Here is a 20,773-nt window from a genome sequence, read left to right as displayed (position 1 = left end):
AAATTTTCCTAGTTAAGGTTTGAACCAGCGACCCAGTGTAACTCGATCATTACCACTATAGTCGGTGAAAGTTTCAACTAATTGAAATCCGTGTTGTTTAAAAATGGTTTGCACAGCTTCACCTTGTTTCCAACCATGTTCTATCAGTAACCAACCATATTGGTTTAAATGCTTAGTTGCACCTTTTACAATTAGTTTAATATCAGCTAAACCATCATCTTCAGAAACTAGCGCGCTTCTTGGTTCATAACGCACATCACCTTGTGATAAGTGAATATCGGTTGGCTCAATGTAAGGAGGATTACTGACAATCATTGAAAACTTGCGGCTTTTGATTGGTCTATACCAATCTCCTTGTAAAAAATAAACATTATTTACCCCAATTTGAGTTGCATTTTGTTGAGCTAAAATTAGCGCATCTTTATTCTTTTCAATTGCGGTAAATAAACAGTCTTGACGCTCAGTTGCCATAGCGATAACTATCGCACCGGTCCCCGTACCAAGATCCAATACTTCGCATGGCACTTTAGGTAGATACTCTAAACCTAATTCGACTAATTTTTCGGTATCAGGTCTCGGTATTAATGTAGCGTTAGAAACATTAAACTTTAAAGACCAAAACTCTTTTTCGCCAGTAATATATGCGATAGGTTCACCGTTTTGCCGGCGTTTTAGACATTCAGATAAAACAATCAACTCATCATCAGTAAGCAATGTTTCGCTAAATGCCATTAAAAATGTTCGCGTTTTTTGCGTAACAAAACTCAGCAAAATTTCAGCATCACGCTTTGGGCTTTCACTATCGGTCAAAGATTGAGATGCACATTTAAGCCATTGTAAATAAGTCATTCATCTTGTTCCGATAAAGCGGCCAGTTGATCTGCTTGATATTCTTGTACAATTGGATCGATTAGCATCTCTAATTTCCCTGCCATCACTTCGTCTAAACGATAAAGTGTTAGGTTAATTCGATGATCAGTAACTCGACCTTGTGGATAGTTATATGTTCTAATTCTATCTGAACGATCACCCGATCCTAATAAGTTACGTCTTGTCGAGGCTTCTTCTTGTTGACGTTTGCGCAACTCCGCATCTTGAATACGCGCAGCCAATACAGACATCGCTTTAGCTCTATTTTTATGTTGTGAGCGCTCATCTTGACACTCAACTACAATACCTGTCGGTAGATGAGTAATACGAATAGCCGAATCAGTGGTATTAACATGCTGACCACCAGCGCCGGATGAACGGTAGGTATCAATTTTTAAATCAGCTGGATTAATTTCAGGCATTTCAGCTTCAGGTACTTCGGGTAAAACAGCAACAGTACAAGCTGAAGTATGAATACGACCTTGTGATTCTGTTTCTGGCACACGTTGAACACGATGCCCACCCGATTCAAACTTCAAATGACCATAAACACCATCACCACTCACTAACATGATAACTTCTTTATAACCACCATGCTCACCATCACTTGCGCTCATAATTTCAACGCGCCAATTGCGTGATTCAGCATATCGCGTATACATTCTGGCTAAGTCACCAGCAAAGATAGCCGCTTCATCACCACCTGTTCCCGCTCTCACTTCGACAAAACAGTTATATTCGTCATTAGGATCTTTAGGAAGTAATAGCACTTGTAATTGCTTTTCTTGCTCTTCAATTCGGCTTAATGCTTCGTTTAATTCCTCTTGCGCCATTTCGCTCATTTCAGGATCGGATAGCATTACTTTAGCTGTCTCAATATCCGATTGAGTTTGCTTCCAATCGGTAAAACACTTAACAACACCAGTTAACTGTGAATACTCTTTAGACAGTGTACGAAAGCGATTTTGATCGGCGATAACCGAAGCATCAGACAATAATGCTTGAACTTCTTCATAACGCTCTTGTAGCGCTTCTAACTTACTGATAATTGAAGATTTCATAAAAATATATTTTTATAGAGATTAGTTGAATTTGCCGGGCATTATATACTTAATTGCCTTGAAAATACAGTTTCGGATTATCGCCAAAGTCATATCCGATCATAGCATAAGCAATCAATAATAAAGCAATTGAATAAAATGAAAATAATAGCGCAGTTAAAATAGATATCACTTGGAATAAATTTAATTTAAGCTACTATTTAACAATATATATATATATATAACTTTAATCAATTTATATTGAGAGTATAATTAACCTATTGAATAAAAATAAATTAACCTTGAAAAATAAATGTAGAGGGGGAATTAAGATGAATCAAACGATATGGAAACTTGAAAATAAAATCAAAGACTATGATTGGGGAAGTATCGAAAATATACCGAAATTATTTGGTTTTAAAAATCCATCCCAAAAACCTATAGCAGAAATCTGGATGGGAGCTCATCCTTTAGGGTGTTCATTAACTATTAATAAACATAATCAAAAAATCAGACTTGATGATCTTATTAAAAACCATCCTTTAGAAATATTAGGAACAAGAACCTTTAAGCAATTTGCTGCTTTGCCTTATTTATTTAAAGTGCTTTCCGCAAATAAAGCGCTATCCATCCAAGTACATCCAACCAAAATAAATGCACAACAAGGTTTTGCAAGAGAAAACCAACTAGGCATTGTCTTAGATGATCCAAAACGCAATTATAAAGATCCAAATCATAAACCAGAACTAATTTATGCCTTAACACCATTTAAAGCTATGCGATCTTTTCGACCGATTCATGAAATTTTAGAATTATTTTCTAAAATCAATCTTTTTTCTTTGAATAAAGAGATTGATCAATTACAAAAAAATCCTAACAAACAGCAGTTAAGACAGTTTTTTTATGCATTGCTAACACTACCGCAAGAAAAAAAGCATCAAGAAATTAATCAATTATTAGAAAGTATTGAACCGTTCTGTGATGAGCCATATTTAACAATTAAAACGCTAGCCAAAGATTATGCAAATGATATTGGGCTCTTTATGCCTTTAATTTTAAACATTATTGAATTGCAGCCCTCACAAGCAATGTTTTTAAGTGCTGAAACACCCCATGCTTACTTAAGTGGTACTGGGCTTGAGGTTATGGCAAATTCTGATAATGTGTTAAGAGCAGGATTAACCAATAAGCACTTAGACATTGATGAGCTATTAAAAAATACTCAATTTGAAAGTCTAACTTTGAATGAATTATTAACCCAACCGATTACCCAACAAAATAAAATTGATTATCCAGTTCCTGTTGATGATTTTAAATTTGAAATAATTAAAAGCGATAATCAACAAAGAGTTGAAAACGTAAACAGTCCACAAATTCTATTTTGTATTACAGGAAATATTACATTAAAAACAAAATTTGATACTTTAACCCTAACTAAAGGAGAATCCGCTTTTATTGCTTACGAAGCTCAATGCTATCATTATCAAGGAGAGGGAGTATTGGCAAAAGTTTTTAATTAAATTATAACCGATAAAATATAACCAATTAATTTTAATTAATATTAATGTTTTACATAGCAAAAACAATATATTAATATGTGTTAACATATTAATGCATATTGTTGTCATCATGAACCCTAAAAATAAAATTCCACGCCATCTTTTTATCCAACAAGATTTATTGAAAAAAATTCAGTCAGGAGAGTATGCTCAAGGTCAATTAATTCCAAAAGAAACTGAATTAACCAAAATTTATAAAGTTAGTAGACCGACCGTGCGTCAAGCAATTCAATATTTGGCCAATGATGGTTACCTCGAACGTAGAAAACGCCGAGGAACCATAGTTAAACAACAGAAAATAAATCAAGAATTTACACATATTATTGAAAGCTATGATTCGGAAATGAATAGAAAAGGTCTTCACCCTAGAACACAAGTTCTTACATTCAAAATTGATAAAGCAACTAATGATATAGCAAACCATTTAGAAATCAATGAACAAGATGAAATTTATAAATTAGTCCGTTTACGTTATGCGGAAAATAAACCGATAGTATTAGTCACTACTTATTTACCGTTAAAACTTTTACCTAACTTTTTGAATAATGACTTTGAACAAGAAAAGCTATATTCCGTATTACAAAAGATGAATTTTCCGGTATTGCAAATACGTAGAAAACTAGATGTTGTCAAAGCAGATGAAACAACAAGTGATTTATTAGATATTGAAGAAGGAAACCCTATTTTTTATTTTCATTCAATTGGTTATACACATAACAGAATACCAATTGAATACTCGATTTCTAAATATCGTGGAGATATCAATTCATTTATTTTTGAATTAAATCATTCAGCTTAAATTATTGGAACCACTAATAAGTAAATTAACAATAAAAATACCCACTTATTAGTGGGTATTTTTAGGTTTAAATATCTGTTTAGGTATAAATTAATTAAATTTCAATAAAGTCTTTTTGGCTATTTTTTAATTCTTGTTTTAACTCTTCAATAATGGCAATACCCGCACTTGTACCTATTCGCTCGGCACCCGCTGCAATCATTTTTTTAAATGTTTCAGCATTACGTATTCCGCCAGCTGCTTTTACTTTAACAATATCACCAACATGCTTTTTCATTAATTCAACATCAGCAAGTGTTGCACCTGAAGGTCCAAATCCTGTCGATGTTTTGATAAAGTCAGGTCTAACTTGAACAGCAATTTTACACAGTGTTATTTTTTCTTCTTCTGTTAGATAGCAGTTTTCAAAAATGACTTTCGAAATAACATTGTGTTTACGACATATACTGACAATTTGTGTCATTTCATTTTTAATATATTCCAGATTTTTAGCCTTTAATTCAGAGATATTAATCACATAATCGATTTCAGTTGCTCCATTTTCTATCGCATTTTGCGTTTCAAAGCATTTTGACTCAATAGTTGTTTGTCCAAGCGGAAAAGCAATTGCAGCGCCTATGTCCACTTTAGTATCTTTTAATAACGCTGCACATAATTTCGATTGAACCTGATTAATCGCTACCATTTTAAAGTTATAGTCACTTGCTTCTTTACAAAGTTTTTCCATCATGGCGGTAGTTGCATCCGGCTTTAAATTTGTGTGATCAATAAATTTACTTAATTCTAGTAAAGAATAACTTTTCATAATTCATCTCCAACTTAAATATGTATTTACATTATATTAAAAACAATAAAAACATTGTCAATGAGGTTTCCTTTAAAATCGTGACATACTTCTCAATTAATGAAAAATACAACTCAATCCATTTGTTTTAGCAAAAAAATATGTAAACATATATTTAAACAATAACCACAAGGAGTACTATCATAATGAAAATAGTTATAACTTCACATGGTGATTTGTGTGAGGGAATTTTGACAAGTTATAAAATGATTGCAGGCGATACATCAAAATTCATTGCAGTCAAGCTTGATGAAAACGGAATTGGTGATTTTTCATTTAGATTAACGAAAGTTCTTGATGAACAGATAAACGATAATAAAACAGTGATCGTCTTAAGTGACATAATGGGAGGTACACCTTACAACGAAACATTACGTTACATGCTTGCTCATCCCGATAAAGTTTTTTTATTTGCTGGATTAAATTTGCCAATGCTAATCCAAGCAGGCACTTCATTAGAAGAATCCAATATACCAAATCTGCTTAATTCAATTTTAGAAGCTGGTCAAACTTCGGTTTTATTGGCTCCAGCAACAATAAGCAATAATGAAGACATAGATTTTTAATAAGTTATACGATAGGAGTAAAGATTTATGACAATTACATTAACCAGAGTAGATGATCGTGTCATTCACGGTCAAATAATGACACGTTGGACAAAAGTCAGACCCGTCGATGGAATACTTGTTGTAGGCGACAATATTGCCTCGGATGAATTACGAAAACGTGTATTAAAAGCAGCTGCAGGCACACTAAAAATTGGAATTTATACCGTTGAACAAGGTGTAGATAAAATAAAACAAGGTATGGAATCAACTAAAAACTTTTTTTTAATCAGTGACTCCCCACAAACATTTGAAAAACTGCTCAGAGCTGGAGCTAAACTGAATCCAACATTAAATATAGGATGTATGAATACTCGGGCAGGAGCAAAAGTATTAGGAAGGACCGTCGCTATTGATGAAAATGACTATAAAGCTTTTGAATATATTGAAGCTCAAGGTATTAAGATTGAATTTCAACTTTTACCAGACGATGAGCCTAAAACTTGGTCAATTATGAAAAAGAAATATGACACTTTATAGATCTCATTCATTGAGGAGAATATTATGGAGACAACACTATTTATTCCAGCCTTACTCACAGGAATATTCTGTTACTTAGGCGCCATAGAATCACCTTGGTTATTTGGTATGTCAGGCGGTTTTTATATTGTAGGTAGGCCGTTAGTTGCAGGGTTATTAGTTGGATTTGCTTTTGGCGATGTACAAGCGGGTGTTTTGTGTGGCTTAGCTGTTCAAGCTGTTTTTATCGCTAACTTATCAACAGGAGGAGCAACTAATAGTGAGATCACTTATGCTGCTTATGGAGGTATTGGTTTAGCTTTAGCAACAACAAAAGAACCCGCTGTAGCAGTAACATTATCAGTATTATTAGGGCAAACTTTTGGTTTAATATTTTACAACACTCGAATGGCACTTTATTCATTCTGGAATAATAAAGCACAACAAGCTGCAGAACATAATAATACTCGAGGTATTATTTTAAATCATTTATTTTACCCCCAAGTAACAACATTTTTATTACGGGCAGTCCCTGTTTTCTTAGCTATTTTCTATGGTTCAGGTCTAGTCGATTGGTTATTAAGTAATGTCCCTGAAGTCATCACAAAAATTATTTCTGTTTTAGGTGGTGTCTTACCAGCGCTTGGTATTGCCATGTTAATGAATATCGTTATTAAGTCAAAAATTCAGCTTATATTCTTTTTTGCCGGCTTTGTTTTATTGGCTTTTGCCGGTTTAAGTATGATCGCGTTGGTGTTTATTTCAGCTTTAGTTGCTTATCTATATTATATGGCAATTAATAAACCAGCTTCTTCCGCTGTCAAAGAACCTAATAACTCAAATTCAAATATTTTTGAAGATGATGATCTATTTTGATAGGAGAACTAAAAATGGATAAAAAAATGAATAACCAATCAAAATTAACCAGAAAAGAATTACGTCAAATTTGGTATCGATGGGGATTTACACATTTATCATCTATGAGCTATGAAAAATTACAAGCACATGCTTGGGCATTTTCTTATATCCCATTTGCTGAAAAATATTACAAAAATGATCCAGAAGCAAAACGTCGATTATTAACAAGACATTCGATGTTTTACAATACAGAACCACAAACAGGTCAAATCATAAATGGTATTGTTGCTTCAATGGAAGAAGAGATAGCATTAGGTAATAATGTGCCAGAAGAATTGCCGGTGAATATCAAAGCAACATTAATGGGTCCGTTAGCTGGTATAGGCGATTCTTTAATTCAAGGTATTATCGTTCCTATCTTGTTATCAATTGCAATGGGAATGGCAGCGGGAGGAAATGCCATTGGTCCAATCTTTTATATTTTATCTTATGGTATTTTAGGTCCTTTAATTTCTTATATAAGCTTTCATTATGGCTATAAACTTGGTGTAAATGCCATTGATAATATTATTGGCGATAATGTAAAACGAATTACCGATGCTTTTAATATTCTAGGAATTATGGTAGTTGGAGGACTTGCTGCTGGTAATATTGTGCTAAATTCGCAATTGGAAATTCCAATGGGTGATAGCATGCGGTCATTACAAAGTGTACTTGATGGTATATTCCCGAAAATACTACCTTTGACTATGGTTTTACTTGCTTGGTGGTTAGTGTCTGCAAAACAAATGACAGCCACAAAAGTCATTTTAATTCTGACTGCAATTACTTCACTCGGTGTAATTATTGGTATATTTTAATCTACGCAAAGACCTTAAACTGAACAGTAATTAAATATAAAAGTCAGAAAAATAAAAATGCCGTTAGTTTGAGCTAACGGCATTTTACTAAATAAATAAATGACTTGTTGTCGCTATTTTTTCTTTGCTTTGGCATTAGGTAAATCGGTGACTGAGCCTTCATAAATTTCAGAAGCTAAGCCAATCGATTCATGCAATGTTGGGTGAGCATGGATAGTTAATGCAATATCTTCTGCATCACAGCCCATTTCAACAGCTAAGGTGATTTCACCTAGTAATTCACCGCCATTTACACCAACAACTGCACCACCTAGCAAGCGATTATCTGCTTTATTGAAGATCAGTTTTGTCATCCCTTCTGAACAATCTGAAGCAATAGCACGTCCTGATGCAGCCCATGGGAAGATTGACACTTCATAATCAATGCCTTTTTCTTTCGCTTCTTTTTCAGTTAAGCCCACCCACGCCACTTCTGGTTCGGTATAGGCAATAGAAGGAATCGTTTTTGGATCGAAGAAGTGTTTTTTACCAGCAATGACTTCTGCTGCCACATGCCCTTCGTGTACGCCTTTGTGCGCAAGCATTGGTTGTCCCACAATATCACCAATGGCATAAATGTGTGGTACGTTGGTGCGCATCTGTTTATCCACTTCGATAAAGCCACGATCTGTGACGTTAACGCCAGCTTTTTCTGCATTAATTAACTTACCATTTGGCGTACGGCCAATCGCCACTAATACCGCATCATAAGTATGGGTTTCGGTGCTGCCGTCTTTCTTTTCCATGGTGACGTAAATTGCATCATGTTTGGCTTCAACGGTGGTCACTTTGGTTTCAAGTCGTAAAGTGAATTTCTTTTGGATCTGCTTAGTAAAGACTTTAATCACATCTTTATCAGCAGCTGGGATCACTTGGTCAAACATTTCAACCACATCCACTTCTGAACCTAATGCATGGTATACAGTACCCATTTCAAGACCAATAATTCCGCCACCCATTAATAATAATTTTTTAGGAATGGTAGTTAGCGCTAAGGCATCTGTTGAATCCCAAATACGCGGATCATCATGTGGAATAAAAGGTAATTTAATTGGACGAGAACCCGCTGCAATAATGGCATTATCAAAGGTAATTTTAGTGATGCCTTTTGAAGAGGTCACATCCATGGTATGGCTACCTGTAAACTGCGCTTCACCTTGAATCACATTGACTTTGCGCATTTTTGCCATGCCAGCAAGCCCATTAGTCAGCTGACTAATGACTTTTTCTTTCCAGCCACGCACTTTGTCTAATTCAAGTCTCGGCGTACCAAAATGGATACCATGTTCAGTTAATGATTTTGCTTCATCCATTACTTTTGCAACATGCAGTAATGCTTTTGATGGAATACAGCCTACATTTAAACAGACACCACCAAGTGTTGAATAACGTTCAACAAGGGTCACATCTAGTCCAAGGTCAGCCGCGCGGAACGCAGCGGAATAACCCGCTGGTCCTGCCCCTAAAACCACAACTTGCGTTTTAACATCTTGACTCATAATTTGATCTCCTTAATTACATCACTAAACGACGTAAGTCGGATAAGACGTTAACAATATGGCTTAAGAAGCGTGCACCATCCGCACCATCAATCACTCGGTGATCAAAGGATAATGATAAAGGTAACATTAAGCGTGGTGTGAACTCTTTACCATTCCAAACTGGTTTCATACTAGAACGAGATACACCTAAAATACCCACTTCTGGCGCATTAACAATTGGTGTAAACGAGGTTGTACCAATACCACCAAGGCTAGAAATAGTGAAACAGCCACCTTGCATATCGCTACCAGTCAATTTACCTTCACGCGCTTTTTTGGAAATTGCCGCAAGTTCTCGAGAAAGTTCAACAATGCCTTTTTTATCAACATCTTTAAACACTGGTACAACAAGACCATTTGGAGTATCAACAGCAACACCAATATTAATGTATTTTTTGATAATCAAGGTTTGAGCATCTTCAGATAATGAGCTATTAAAGCGTGGATACGCTGCTAATGCGCTAGCTACCGCTTTCATGATAAACACTAAAGGTGTGATCTTAAGGTCGAGCTTCTTCTTATCAGCTTCTGCATTTTGTTGCTTACGGAATGCTTCTAAATCAGTAATATCGGTTTCATCAAACTCGGTCACATGTGGGATCATGACCCAGTTACGGTGTAAATTTGCACCTGATACTTTTTGAATTTTAGTTAATGGTAGGCTTTCAACTTCACCAAATTTGCTGAAATCAACTTTTGGCCATGGTAATAAACCTGGCAATGCACCACCTGTAGCGCCACTTTCAACTTGCTTAACTGCATTTTTAACGTACGCTTGAATGTCTTCACGTAAAATACGGTTTTTAGGACCTGTCGCGGTGACTTTAGCGAGATTTACGCCAAATTCACGCGCTAAACGGCGCACTGATGGAGTTGCATGCGCATAAGCATCATTTTCAACAAAGTCATTACCTGATGCTACAGGCGCTGATTTTGTGGCAGCAGGTGCTGGTGTAGATGCTGGTGCGGCTTTTTCAGCAACAGGAGCTGAAGCTGCTGGCGCTGTTTGGGTAGCAGGCGCTGCACTAGTTGTGGTTTCAAATTCCATAATTTTGGAACCTGTTTTCACTTTATCACCCACTTTTACTGTGATACTTTTAACTGTGCCAGCAATGCTTGCTGGTACTTCCATTGACGCTTTATCACCTTCAACGGTAATTAACGAGTCATCAACAGATATAGTATCGCCAACTTTTACTAAAAGTTCGGTCACTTCAACTTCATCGCCACCGATATCAGGTACATTGACATCAACAGTCTGACTTGTGGCAGCAGCCGTTGGTGCGACTTCAACTTTTGGTGCTTCTGGTGCTGGTGCTGCAGGCTCTGCACCACCTTGTTCATCAAATACCATAATATCTACACCGGTTTGGACTTTATCGCCAATTTTTACCGAAATAGATTTAACAATACCGGCTTGTGGTGCTGGAATTTCCATTGATGCTTTATCACCTTCAACAGTCATAATTGACTGATCAGCTTCAACTTTGTCACCAACATTAACCAGAATTTCGGTCACTTCGACTTCATCACCGCCAATATCGGGTAATTTAATTTGAATACTCATTATAACAACCTCTTATGCAATTCGTGGATTAAGTTTATCAGCATTGATTTCGAATTTTTTGATCGCTTCTTCAACAACGCTAACTTCGATATCGCCACGTTTAGCAAGTTCACCCAATGCTGCAACTACAACATAAGATGCATCAACTTCAAAGTGATGGCGTAAATTTTCACGGCTATCACTGCGACCAAAGCCGTCAGTACCAAGCACTCGATAACTTTCAGAAGGTACAAATCCGCGAATTTGCTCAGCAAAAATTTTCATATAATCAGTTGAAACTACTGCTGGATTGTTATTCATAACTTGTGCAACATAAGGCACTTTTGGTGTTTCACTTGGATGTAACATATTGTATCGTTCACAGTCTTGTCCATCACGAGCAAGTTCAGTAAATGATGTTACGCTATAAACTTCAGAACTAATGCCATAGTTTTTAGCTAAGATGTCAGCCGCATCACGTACATGACGTAAAATCGAACCAGAACCTAATAACTGAACAGTCGGTTTACCTTTTTGACCTTCAACAGTATCAAGTTTATAAATACCACGACGAATGCCTTCTTCTGCACCTTCTGGCATTGCAGGCTGTGCATAGTTTTCATTGAGTGTTGTAATATAGTAGTAAACGTTTTCTTGTTCGCCATACATACGACGTAAACCGTCTTGCATAATAACCGCAACTTCATAAGCATAAGCAGGATCATATGAGATACAGTTAGGTATGGTTAATGATTGAATGTGGCTGTGGCCATCTTGGTGTTGTAAACCTTCACCATTTAATGTTGTACGACCAGATGTACCACCGATCATAAATCCGCGTGCTTGCTGATCGCCAGCTGCCCACATTAAATCGCCAATACGTTGGAAACCAAACATAGAATAGTAAATGTAGAATGGAATCATTGGGAAATCATTGGTGCTATATGATGTTGCAGCAGCTAGCCATGAAGCCGTTGCGCCACATTCATTAATCCCTTCTTGTAAAATTTGACCTTTTTCATCTTCACGATAATAAGCAACTTGCTCTTTATCTTGTGGCGTATATTGTTGCCCATGTGGGTTATAAATCCCAATTTGACGGAATAAGCCTTCCATACCAAAAGTACGCGCTTCATCAGCCAAAATTGGCACTAAGCGTGGTGCTAATTCTTTATCCTTAAGCATGATGTTAAGTGCACGAACAAACGCAATTGTGGTTGAGATTTCTTTTGATTGTGCTTCAAGTAGTGATGAGAATTCACTTAATGCTGGAATAGAAACGGTACCAGAGAATTTGGTTAATCTTGACGGAACATAGCCATGTAATGCATTACGACGTTCATGAATATATTTGTATTCTGGCGTGTGCTCTTCAAATTTGATATAAGGTAATTTTTCAAGTGCTTCATCTGTTACAGGAATATTGAAGAAATCACGTACATGACGCACTCCATCCATATTCATTTTTTTCACTTGGTGAGCAATATTTTTCGCTTCAGCAGCAGCACCCATACCATAACCTTTAATGGTGTGAGCAAGAATAACTGTTGGGCGATCTTTTGTTTCTTTTGCACGTTGGAATGCAGCAAACATTTTAGCAGGATCTTGACCACCGCGATTTAATTTAAAGATTTCTTCATCAGACATATCTTTAACTAATTCAGCAGTTTCTGGATATTTGCCAAAGAAATGCTCACGTACATATGCGCCATCTTTTGATTTTAATGTTTGATAATCGCCATCAAGTGTTTCATTCATTAGACGAATTAATTTACCTGATTTGTCTTTTTGTAGTAATTTATCCCAACGATCACCCCAAAGAACTTTAATCACATTCCAGCCTGCGCCAGCAAATACGCCTTCAAGTTCATTAATAATTTTACCATTACCGGTCACTGGACCATCTAATCGTTGTAAGTTACAGTTGATAACAAATACCAAATTATCTAATTTTTCACGCGTTGCAACGGTGATTGCACCTTTTGATTCTGGTTCATCCATCTCACCATCACCTAAGAATGCATAGACTGTCTGTTCAGAAGTATCTTTCAACCCACGATTTTCTAAATATTTTAAAAAACGTGCTTGATAAATAGCACTAATAGGACCAAGCCCCATTGAGACTGTTGGGAATTGCCAAAATTCAGGTAATAATTTAGGGTGAGGATAAGAAGGTAGTCCTTTACCATGCACTTCTTGACGGAAATTATCTAGTTGTTCTTCGGTTAAACGACCTTCAATAAATGCGCGTGAATAAACACCTGGTGAAATATGCCCTTGGAAATAAACCAGATCACCACCATCTTTTTCGTTGCGTGCACGGAAGAAATGGTTAAAGCAAACTTCATAAAATGTAGCAGCAGACTGGAATGATGCCATGTGACCACCTAGTTCCAGATCTTTTTTTGATGCCCTTAGCACCATCATAATTGCATTCCAGCGAACAATTGAACGAATGCGGCGTTCTATTTCCCAATCGCCAGGGTAAGCAGGTTGTTCTTCTACTGGGATAGTATTGACATAATTACTTGTTGAAGAACCAAAAAGTAGTGGCACACCGCCATTTTTTGCTTTGTTGACTATTTGCTCAATAATATATTGTGCACGTTCTATACCTTCTTCGCGAATAATTGAATCAAGACTCTTGAGCCAATCTTGTGTTTCAATGGGATCGATATCATTCACTTGCATATCCGACATATAAAAACCTCTTTTTTGTTTAAAAAAATGCAGTATTTGCTATCCTTAGCTATAACTAACTATATAAATTACAACTCTGCATTATGGAGTTTCATTTGCATCAGTCTGCCATTTTCATAAAAAAAGTAAAGCAAACCAAAGCTTAGAAAAGCATGTTAATTCCTATCAAATTAATCAACTATTTCAATGATAACATTGGAAACAATGTTAGTTGCTTGATAAAAAGGAAATTTTACTAATAAATAAATACAAAAAAATAGATAGTATGTCTATACCGAAGTCATCTATAAGTTGTCAAATTATAGTAAAATTTGATATATATTGATAAATTTTTTGTTAATACCACCAATAACAATAAGCAACACTATGAACATTAATAATGTTATCATCCAAGACCTACATATTGTTCCCTATATGCAAACTTATCAAGCTATGCATGACTTTACCCAAAATCGTCATGGACAAACAGTTGATGAAATTTGGTTAGTAGAACATCAACCTGTATTTACCCAAGGTAAAGTGGGTAAAGCGGAACATTTATTAAATCATACAGATATTCCAGTTATTCAAACTGATCGCGGCGGTCAAATTACTTATCATGCCCCCGGTCAACAGATCATGTATATCCTAATTGATTTAAGAAGACGCCATATTGGTATTCGCAATATAGTGAGCTTTTTAGAAAATAGTGTCATCCAAACTTTAGCACACTATGGTATCATAGCTTACACAAAAGCAGACGCTCCAGGTGTGTATATTGATCATAAAAAAATTTGTTCGCTTGGTTTACATATAAATCGAGGTTGCACCCTACATGGACTAGCCTTAAATATTGATATGGATCTTACCCCTTTCAATAACATTAACCCTTGTGGTTATGCCGGCTTACAAATGACGCAATTAAAAGACTATGTTTTTAATATTGACCGCAACAAAATTAAACAACAATTAACCGATAATTTTATTAATCAACTACCTAAGTATTAAGATACCTAATATGCAAAATAATGAAACAACGATCAGAAGCTCAAAATATCGTGATGCAGATAAAACACGCTTAATCCCAACAATCACATTAGAAGATGCAGCGCCACTTAAAAAACCTGAATGGATGCGAATTAAATTATCTGCTCACTCTGATAATATTGCACATATCAAAAACACCATGCGTAAACATGGTTTGCATTCAGTTTGTGAAGAAGCCTCTTGCCCCAATTTAGCTGAATGCTTTAACCATGGTACAGCCACTTTTATGATTTTGGGCGATATTTGTACTCGCCGTTGTCCATTTTGTGATGTTGCCCACGGCAGACCATTACCGCCAGATCGAGAAGAACCCATAAAATTAGCTAAAACAATTCAAGAGATGAAGTTACGCTATGTTGTTATTACTTCTGTAGATAGGGATGATTTAAAAGATGGTGGTGCCAGTCATTTTGCCTCTTGTACTCAAGAAATCCGAACCTTAAACCCCAATATAAAAGTTGAGACACTCACTCCCGACTTTCGTGGCTGTATTGATGAAGCAATTGAAGTGTTAAGTGCTAATCCACCTGATGTGTTTAATCATAACTTAGAAAATATCCCACGTTTATATAAAAAGATCCGCCCTGGAGCTAACTATGAGGGATCACTCAAATTACTGGCAGCGTTTAAAGCTCGACACCCTCAGATTCCTACAAAATCCGGATTGATGGTTGGGCTGGGTGAAACAAACGAAGAGTTAATTCAAGTATTAAAAGATTTACGTAGTCATGGTGTAACTATGTTGACGCTAGGTCAATATTTGCAACCAAGCAAATATCATTTACCGGTTGAACGTTATGTGTCACCACAAGAATTTGAAGAATTAAAGCAAACAGCATTAAATATGGGCTTTACTCATGCAGCTTGTGGACCATTTGTACGTTCATCTTATCATGCTGATTTACAGGCAATGGGTAAAGAGGTGAAGTAATCTTCACCCTCTTTTTTTATTGTTCGTTCTACCCAAAAACTAAATCAATTATCTACGACCATAAAACGGCGATTTTCAGTGACTATTTGTAAAAAGACCGGCAAGCTGATTTTTTCGCCTTTTTGTAATTTACCATTAAGATCATAAATTTTAGAACGACCAAAGGCATCTAAAACCACTGTTTTATCATCATAAAGTGCAGCGATCATATTTTCATCACCAGCAACTAACCATTGTCTAGGTTTAAAGTTAAATAAATTTTCACATTGGCTATACTGCTGTGGCGGTGTTGTGACATAAAATACGTCTTGCATTAATGTACACATAATATCAGTTTGCGAAGTTGCTTGCGTTATTTGTGCGCTTCCTTTATTTGTCCATGACATAATCAAAGGAACTTTTAATGCTTCGCGATTAAAGTCTTTATCTGTATTACGTAATGCTATTTTTTTCGCTTCATCAATTTTAATATCATTCGTACCTGTAATTATAATAACCGTATTATCATAGGCATTAGATAATCTTAAATAAGCAATTAATGACTCAATATACTGATCTAATTTTTTCGCTTCTGATTGAAGAGTTGATATCGACACTTTTTTATTTTTATCAAACATTGAATATTGGATTATAGAAAATAAAGGTGCATGATTATCAAGACTATTCTGTTCTTCATGCCACTTCATCCAGTTTTCAGTTATTTGTTTATTAGACTCTCTTTTAGATTCTGGTATTGAGAAATTAGATAACAAAGCCGAACGATATAAAGGTTCAGCAAAACCGTCTACTGAAAATAATCCTAGATTATAGCGTTGTTTAGTAACAACTTCGAGCAATACGGACGGCTTATGCCCAACCAAAATACTATTATAGTAATTAGGATCTAATCCATAAAATAATGAAAAATCATTCAAATAAGATTGATTACTTGCACCATAATGATTAGTAAAAGCAATATTATCTTGAGAAAATTCATTTAACCACGGCATACATTTTGTCAATAAATCAACATTCCACCCATCAATAACAATCATTAGTACATTGTTTTTTGTTGGTTGCTGATCATAAACAATCCGTCCCAACGGATATTCAATTGTCATCGCAAAAGGGTTTCCTTCTTGCGTAACACGATCCCGATAACCGTTTTCTTTCATAAAACCATAACGTTCAAGAAAATGGCGGGCAGTCAAAGGATAAGAAAGTGGTAAGCTTACTCGCTGCATAGTAATGGGTCGATAAAAATTAGCATCAGCCCAGCTATGAATCAAATGCGAGGCAACAAAGCAAACAATAAAAACAATCACTATTGGTTTTGCATAGCGTTTGCGTTTACTTAAGCTACGTAGTTTTTTCCAGCTCCATAATGAAAATAAAATCTCAATCAATAAAATAAATGGAATAGCAATAAATACCGTACTTAAATAAGAAACATTTTGTGCTGAAAATAATTGCCAAATCGACAAATTCAGATGCATTCTAAAACGCGAAAAGACCTCAATATCAATAAGCAATAATGAAAGACCTACTGTTGCAAAAGCCGTTGCAATAATCCTTTGCCATCGAGAAGAATGAATAAAAAAACTTAACGGAAAAAGTAAAATTAGATAAGCGATAAAAGTCAAATAACTAAAATGACCAATTGCACTGATAATGGCATAAAATCGCCCCATAAAAGTACGAGGCCAATCTGCAATAAGTAAATATTGACTACCAAGCAAAATTACAACAAAAATATTAAACAACGTAAACCAATGTCCCCAGCTAACAATTTGTGAGGCACGATCGTCTTTGAAGTAAGTATTTTTGATTTTGAGCATGTTTAGTCGTTGATAATGATGATAGTGAAGTTAAATAAACAATAGGGTTTGGCCTAGTTTACCTGATTTTAAAAAATCTTTCTGTAATTTTTTTATTTGTTAGCACAAAGATTTTGGTAATCTGTTGGCGATACATCGGATACTTGTTATAATTTCAAGATGAAATAAGCTAACAAAAAGACAATAATTTTGGCCATTACACAACTCAACGCACAACAGATCCAACCTGATTTATCTCATATTTCTAAACTCAGAAACGCAACTAATACTTCAACGGTATTAGCGTCAGAAAAATCAGAACATTTACTTATGTGGCAACCTCGTGTCGCTTCTGCCTTGTCGCTATTATGTCCCAACAAAAGAGTATGTTATAGCCCACGTTTTATGTTGCTTAAAGCACCTGAAAGCGAACTCTTTTTTGATTTATTCCAGCATGCCATTAAATGTGATTTACCTTCATCCCCACTAGGTTACAGTTATTTTTTTAGCGAAAGCAAAATTACACTAACCGAAGCAAAAAGCAAGCAAGATAATTTTGCAGCTCAAAACAATTGCTTATTTGCTTCTTCTGTTGATGCTGAAAAACTTTTTGGTTGTGTTAGACAACCAGAAAATGGTCCAATTAAATTACAAGCAGGACTGGTTCATCGTGCTAATGGTGGCGTTTTGATTTTAGGTCTTCGCTCTCTCCTTAGCCAACCATCGCTATGGACAAAGCTAAAGCAAATGGTAATAAAGCAAGAATTTGAGTGGATTTCAGCTGACGAATCTCACCCTTTACCTTTATCTATTCCGCCTATGCCACTTGATTTACGTGTCATTTTAGTCGGTGATAGATTAAGTTTAGCCGAATTACAAGATTTCGAACCTGAATTTTATTCAACATCTATTTATACTGAATTTGAAAATGAATTACAGATCAAATCACCCGAACAACTTGAACACTGGATTAACTACTTAAAATTTATTGCCAATAAACAACAATTACCTGATATTGATACCTCAGCTTTTGCAAAAATTTACAAAGAAGCAACACGCTATACTGGTGATCAATATTACCTACCACTTTCGGTCGACTGGATTAATTCGCTATTAGTCAATGCGACTCATTTTATGCAAAATAGTGTAATTGACGAATCAGCGATCACAACTGCAATAAAACAAAAATCATGGCAAGAAAATTATTTGCACGAGCGACTACACGATCAGATTTTTAGCAATCAGATAATGATTAACACTAAAGATCAAGTCGTTGGTCAAATAAATGGCTTATCAGTCATTGAATACCCAGGACATCCAAAAGCTATAGGTGAACCAACACGTTTAAGTTGCCTTATCCATTTTGGCGATGGTGAGCTAATTGATATTGAACGCAAAACCGAATTAGCCGGCAACATTCATTCAAAAGGCATGATGATAATGCAAGCATTTATTATGTCGGAATTTGCGATTCATCACCAATTACCTTTTTCAACTTCTTTAGTATTTGAACAGTCCTACAGTGAAATTGATGGTGACAGTGCTTCGCTTGCAGGGCTTTGTGCAATCATTAGCGCGTTATCCCAACAACCTATCGATCAGCAATTGGCTATAACTGGTTCAGTCGATCAATTTGGTCATGTTCAAGCAATTGGTGGAGTGAATGAAAAAATTGAAGGATTTTTTGCTGTTTGTCAGCATCAAGGTTTAACAGGTGCACAAGGTGTAATTATACCCGCCACAAATCAGCGCCATTTAAGTTTATGTGATGAAGTTATTGAAGCTATTGAACAAGATAAGTTTTCAATATGGACAGTTGAACATATTGCCGATGCTCTTTATTTGCTGACAGGTATTCCGTATAAAGATAAAAGTGGTATTAATCTTTACCAATTAATTCATGCACGTATGCAGGCAGTATTATTACAAGACAAAAAACAAGATAGTTGGCTAAGTAAATGGCAAAAATATTGCAAAAAGTAACAATACCCAATAAACTTTAGCCCAAAATTTTATTCATCATGGAATAAAAAAGAACGCTAGGTAACTTTTAATTTTTCAAAGCATGTTTTAATTTACATTAAATAAAAGGTTTTTTTATGACATTTGAACGTAAATCATCGTACGATAAAGCTGATTTAATTAAATCAGGAAATAATGAATTATTTGGCCATGATGGCCCTCCATTACCATCTGATTTAATGTTAATGATGGATCGCGTTATCGAGATGAATGAAAACGGTGGTAATTTTGGTAAAGGTTTTGTCGAGGCCGAACTTGATATTAATCCTGATTTATGGTTTTTTAAATGTCATTTTAAAAATGATCCGGTTATGCCGGGCTGCCTTGGACTTGATGCTATGTGGCAATTAGTGGGATTTTATTTAGGTTGGATTGGCGGCAAAGGTAAAGGACGGGCTTTAGGTGTTGGTGAAGTTAAATTCACTGGACAAGTATTACCAACCAATAAAAAAGTAACCTATAAAATCCATTTTAAACGCGTAATTAATCGTAAATTGATTATGGGTATTGGTGATGGCGAAGTTTTTGTTGACGGAAAATTAATTTACCAAGCATCTGATTTAAAAGTAGGTCTATTTCAAGATACCAACTCATTTTAATTTAACGCTATCCCCCTTCTTGTCAGCTTTACTCTATATGAGTAAGGCTGAATATTATGGTTTTTCTTATCATGTTCAAAACATAAGTAATTCCTAAATAACTAATTAATTTTTAAATAAAAAGAAGATCTCAGTTTACTGAGTTTCAATAATCAATGTATAATACTACAAATTTTTTGTCTTCTCTTATTAATAATGAATCACTTAAAACGTTTATTTGTTTGTATTATTTTATTTTGTTTCTCAAATACATTAGTTTATGCTGATTTCAGCGGTAAAGTTGTTAAAGTGATTGACGGCGATACGGTAGATATTTTAACTGTCAAAAAACAAAAAGTCCGTGTTCGTTTACTTGATATCGATGCCCCAGAAAGCGGGCAAGCTTATGGTAATGCATCCCGTAAATATTTAGCATCCCTTATTGCGGGTAAAAATGTGTTTGTGAAAGAAAACCAAAAAGATGTTTACACAAGAACCTTAGGCACCATTTTCTTAAATAAAGTCAATATCAATGCCAAAATGGTCGAAAATGGTTATGCTTGGGCGTATCGTTATCACAACGTAGCTAATAATAAAATAATGGTAAAATTAGAAATAGATGCTAAACAAAACAAAAAAGGACTATGGAAAGATAAACATCCAATAGCCCCTTGGGATTTTCGTCATAACAAACGTTAAA

18 protein-coding genes are annotated in these 20,773 nt (G+C 35.4%); 11 read left to right on the top strand and 7 right to left on the bottom strand.

Features of this window, described 5'->3' with window-relative positions:
- Positions 1 to 12: 12 nt before the first annotated feature.
- Together prmC and prfA are read right to left on the bottom strand one after the other, a co-directional pair.
- A complete protein-coding gene (gene prmC, locus GQ598_RS04525) occupies positions 13 to 849 on the bottom strand; it encodes a peptide chain release factor N(5)-glutamine methyltransferase (protein ID WP_160402538.1) in 837 nt (278 codons plus the stop codon).
- Positions 846 to 1,931 (bottom strand): peptide chain release factor 1, encoded by a 1,086-nt coding sequence (prfA, locus tag GQ598_RS04520; protein WP_160402537.1) that lies wholly within the window; start codon positions 1,929 to 1,931, stop codon positions 846 to 848. Before prfA ends, prmC begins: the two co-directional genes overlap by 4 nt.
- Positions 1,932 to 2,191: 260 nt before the next feature.
- Here prfA and manA point away from each other — a divergent pair, with 260 nt between their 5' ends.
- A complete protein-coding gene (gene manA / locus GQ598_RS04515) occupies positions 2,192 to 3,430 on the top strand; it encodes a mannose-6-phosphate isomerase, class I (protein WP_202112676.1) in 1,239 nt (412 codons plus the stop codon).
- Between the two features lie 91 nt (positions 3,431 to 3,521).
- The gene (locus GQ598_RS04510; RefSeq protein WP_202112675.1) at positions 3,522 to 4,268 is read left to right on the top strand and encodes a GntR family transcriptional regulator; all 747 of its coding nucleotides are present in this window, start codon (positions 3,522 to 3,524) and stop codon (positions 4,266 to 4,268) included.
- A gap of 94 nt (positions 4,269 to 4,362) precedes the next feature.
- Here GQ598_RS04510 and deoC read toward each other — a convergent pair whose 3' ends face one another.
- Positions 4,363 to 5,073, bottom strand: a complete 711-nt coding sequence (gene deoC, locus GQ598_RS04505; RefSeq protein WP_160402536.1) for a deoxyribose-phosphate aldolase — start codon at positions 5,071 to 5,073, stop codon at positions 4,363 to 4,365.
- Positions 5,074 to 5,258: 185 nt separating this feature from the next.
- Between deoC and GQ598_RS04500 the strand changes: the two genes are divergently transcribed.
- The 4 genes from GQ598_RS04500 to GQ598_RS04485 are packed head-to-tail and all read left to right on the top strand — an operon-like array spanning position 5,259 to position 7,894.
- Complete coding sequence (locus tag GQ598_RS04500) at positions 5,259 to 5,678, top strand: PTS sugar transporter subunit IIA (RefSeq protein WP_160402535.1); 420 nt, start codon at positions 5,259 to 5,261, stop codon at positions 5,676 to 5,678.
- A gap of 27 nt (positions 5,679 to 5,705) precedes the next feature.
- Positions 5,706 to 6,197, top strand: a complete 492-nt coding sequence (locus GQ598_RS04495; protein ID WP_160402534.1) for a PTS sugar transporter subunit IIB — start codon at positions 5,706 to 5,708, stop codon at positions 6,195 to 6,197.
- 24 nt (positions 6,198 to 6,221) lie between these two features.
- Positions 6,222 to 7,052 carry a PTS sugar transporter subunit IIC gene (locus GQ598_RS04490; protein ID WP_160402533.1) on the top strand — a complete coding sequence of 277 codons (831 nt, stop codon included), beginning with the start codon at positions 6,222 to 6,224 and terminating at the stop codon, positions 7,050 to 7,052.
- A 14-nt stretch (positions 7,053 to 7,066) separates the two neighbouring features.
- Positions 7,067 to 7,894 carry a PTS system mannose/fructose/sorbose family transporter subunit IID gene (locus GQ598_RS04485; protein WP_202112674.1) on the top strand — a complete coding sequence of 276 codons (828 nt, stop codon included), beginning with the start codon at positions 7,067 to 7,069 and terminating at the stop codon, positions 7,892 to 7,894.
- 113 nt (positions 7,895 to 8,007) lie between these two features.
- On the opposite strand, the gene lpdA is transcribed toward GQ598_RS04485, so the two are convergent.
- Genes lpdA through aceE form a run of 3 tightly spaced genes read right to left on the bottom strand, consistent with a single transcriptional unit; the run spans position 8,008 to position 13,720 of the window.
- On the bottom strand, positions 8,008 to 9,432 hold the full coding sequence (lpdA, locus tag GQ598_RS04480) for a dihydrolipoyl dehydrogenase (RefSeq protein ID WP_160402532.1): 1,425 nt from the start codon (positions 9,430 to 9,432) through the stop codon (positions 8,008 to 8,010).
- 16 nt (positions 9,433 to 9,448) lie between these two features.
- Positions 9,449 to 11,041 carry a pyruvate dehydrogenase complex dihydrolipoyllysine-residue acetyltransferase gene (aceF, locus tag GQ598_RS04475; RefSeq protein ID WP_160402531.1) on the bottom strand — a complete coding sequence of 531 codons (1,593 nt, stop codon included), beginning with the start codon at positions 11,039 to 11,041 and terminating at the stop codon, positions 9,449 to 9,451.
- Between the two features lie 12 nt (positions 11,042 to 11,053).
- A complete protein-coding gene (gene aceE / locus GQ598_RS04470; RefSeq protein WP_160402530.1) occupies positions 11,054 to 13,720 on the bottom strand; it encodes a pyruvate dehydrogenase (acetyl-transferring), homodimeric type in 2,667 nt (888 codons plus the stop codon).
- A 366-nt stretch (positions 13,721 to 14,086) separates the two neighbouring features.
- Between aceE and lipB the strand changes: the two genes are divergently transcribed.
- Entirely contained in the window at positions 14,087 to 14,707 is a 621-nt protein-coding gene (lipB, locus tag GQ598_RS04465; protein ID WP_160402529.1) for a lipoyl(octanoyl) transferase LipB, read from the top strand.
- A gap of 10 nt (positions 14,708 to 14,717) precedes the next feature.
- Positions 14,718 to 15,677 (top strand): lipoyl synthase, encoded by a 960-nt coding sequence (gene lipA, locus GQ598_RS04460; RefSeq protein WP_091349827.1) that lies wholly within the window; start codon positions 14,718 to 14,720, stop codon positions 15,675 to 15,677.
- A 44-nt stretch (positions 15,678 to 15,721) separates the two neighbouring features.
- On the opposite strand, the gene GQ598_RS04455 is transcribed toward lipA, so the two are convergent.
- Positions 15,722 to 17,494, bottom strand: a complete 1,773-nt coding sequence (locus GQ598_RS04455; protein WP_160402528.1) for a DUF3413 domain-containing protein — start codon at positions 17,492 to 17,494, stop codon at positions 15,722 to 15,724.
- 189 nt (positions 17,495 to 17,683) lie between these two features.
- Here GQ598_RS04455 and GQ598_RS04450 point away from each other — a divergent pair, with 189 nt between their 5' ends.
- From GQ598_RS04450 to GQ598_RS04440, 3 genes are all read left to right on the top strand, one after another.
- The gene (locus tag GQ598_RS04450; protein WP_202112673.1) at positions 17,684 to 19,456 is read left to right on the top strand and encodes a Lon protease family protein; all 1,773 of its coding nucleotides are present in this window, start codon (positions 17,684 to 17,686) and stop codon (positions 19,454 to 19,456) included.
- A gap of 116 nt (positions 19,457 to 19,572) precedes the next feature.
- Positions 19,573 to 20,094, top strand: coding sequence for a bifunctional 3-hydroxydecanoyl-ACP dehydratase/trans-2-decenoyl-ACP isomerase (fabA, locus tag GQ598_RS04445; protein WP_160402527.1), 522 nt, complete (start codon positions 19,573 to 19,575; stop codon positions 20,092 to 20,094).
- Positions 20,095 to 20,289: 195 nt separating this feature from the next.
- Entirely contained in the window at positions 20,290 to 20,772 is a 483-nt protein-coding gene (locus GQ598_RS04440; protein ID WP_160402526.1) for a thermonuclease family protein, read from the top strand.
- The last annotated feature ends 1 nt before the right edge of the window (position 20,773 follow it).

The sequence above is a fragment of the Gilliamella sp. Pas-s95 genome, assembly GCF_009795795.1.
Taxonomy (GTDB): Bacteria; Pseudomonadota; Gammaproteobacteria; order Enterobacterales; family Orbaceae; genus Gilliamella; species Gilliamella bombicola.
Note: the sequence above shows the minus strand (reverse complement) of the source record. Positions and strands in the feature narration are given on the sequence as shown.

Bases quoted from the DNA above. Each gene is read 5' to 3' on its own strand.
- GQ598_RS04490 (WP_160402533.1), top strand. From the start codon at position 6,222: ATGGAGACAACACTATTTATTCCAGCCTTACTCACAGGAATATTCTGT.
- GQ598_RS04440 (WP_160402526.1), top strand. From the start codon at position 20,290: ATGAATCACTTAAAACGTTTATTTGTTTGTATTATTTTATTTTGTTTC.
- lipB (WP_160402529.1), top strand. From the start codon at position 14,087: ATGAACATTAATAATGTTATCATCCAAGACCTACATATTGTTCCCTAT.
- aceF (WP_160402531.1), bottom strand. From the start codon at position 11,041: ATGAGTATTCAAATTAAATTACCCGATATTGGCGGTGATGAAGTCGAA.
- GQ598_RS04500 (WP_160402535.1), top strand. From the start codon at position 5,259: ATGAAAATAGTTATAACTTCACATGGTGATTTGTGTGAGGGAATTTTG.
- deoC (WP_160402536.1), bottom strand. From the start codon at position 5,073: ATGAAAAGTTATTCTTTACTAGAATTAAGTAAATTTATTGATCACACA.
- lpdA (WP_160402532.1), bottom strand. From the start codon at position 9,432: ATGAGTCAAGATGTTAAAACGCAAGTTGTGGTTTTAGGGGCAGGACCA.
- prmC (WP_160402538.1), bottom strand. From the start codon at position 849: ATGACTTATTTACAATGGCTTAAATGTGCATCTCAATCTTTGACCGAT.
- GQ598_RS04485 (WP_202112674.1), top strand. From the start codon at position 7,067: ATGGATAAAAAAATGAATAACCAATCAAAATTAACCAGAAAAGAATTA.
- GQ598_RS04455 (WP_160402528.1), bottom strand. From the start codon at position 17,494: ATGCTCAAAATCAAAAATACTTACTTCAAAGACGATCGTGCCTCACAA.
- aceE (WP_160402530.1), bottom strand. From the start codon at position 13,720: ATGTCGGATATGCAAGTGAATGATATCGATCCCATTGAAACACAAGAT.
- fabA (WP_160402527.1), top strand. From the start codon at position 19,573: ATGACATTTGAACGTAAATCATCGTACGATAAAGCTGATTTAATTAAA.
- prfA (WP_160402537.1), bottom strand. From the start codon at position 1,931: ATGAAATCTTCAATTATCAGTAAGTTAGAAGCGCTACAAGAGCGTTAT.
- GQ598_RS04495 (WP_160402534.1), top strand. From the start codon at position 5,706: ATGACAATTACATTAACCAGAGTAGATGATCGTGTCATTCACGGTCAA.
- lipA (WP_091349827.1), top strand. From the start codon at position 14,718: ATGCAAAATAATGAAACAACGATCAGAAGCTCAAAATATCGTGATGCA.
- GQ598_RS04510 (WP_202112675.1), top strand. From the start codon at position 3,522: ATGCATATTGTTGTCATCATGAACCCTAAAAATAAAATTCCACGCCAT.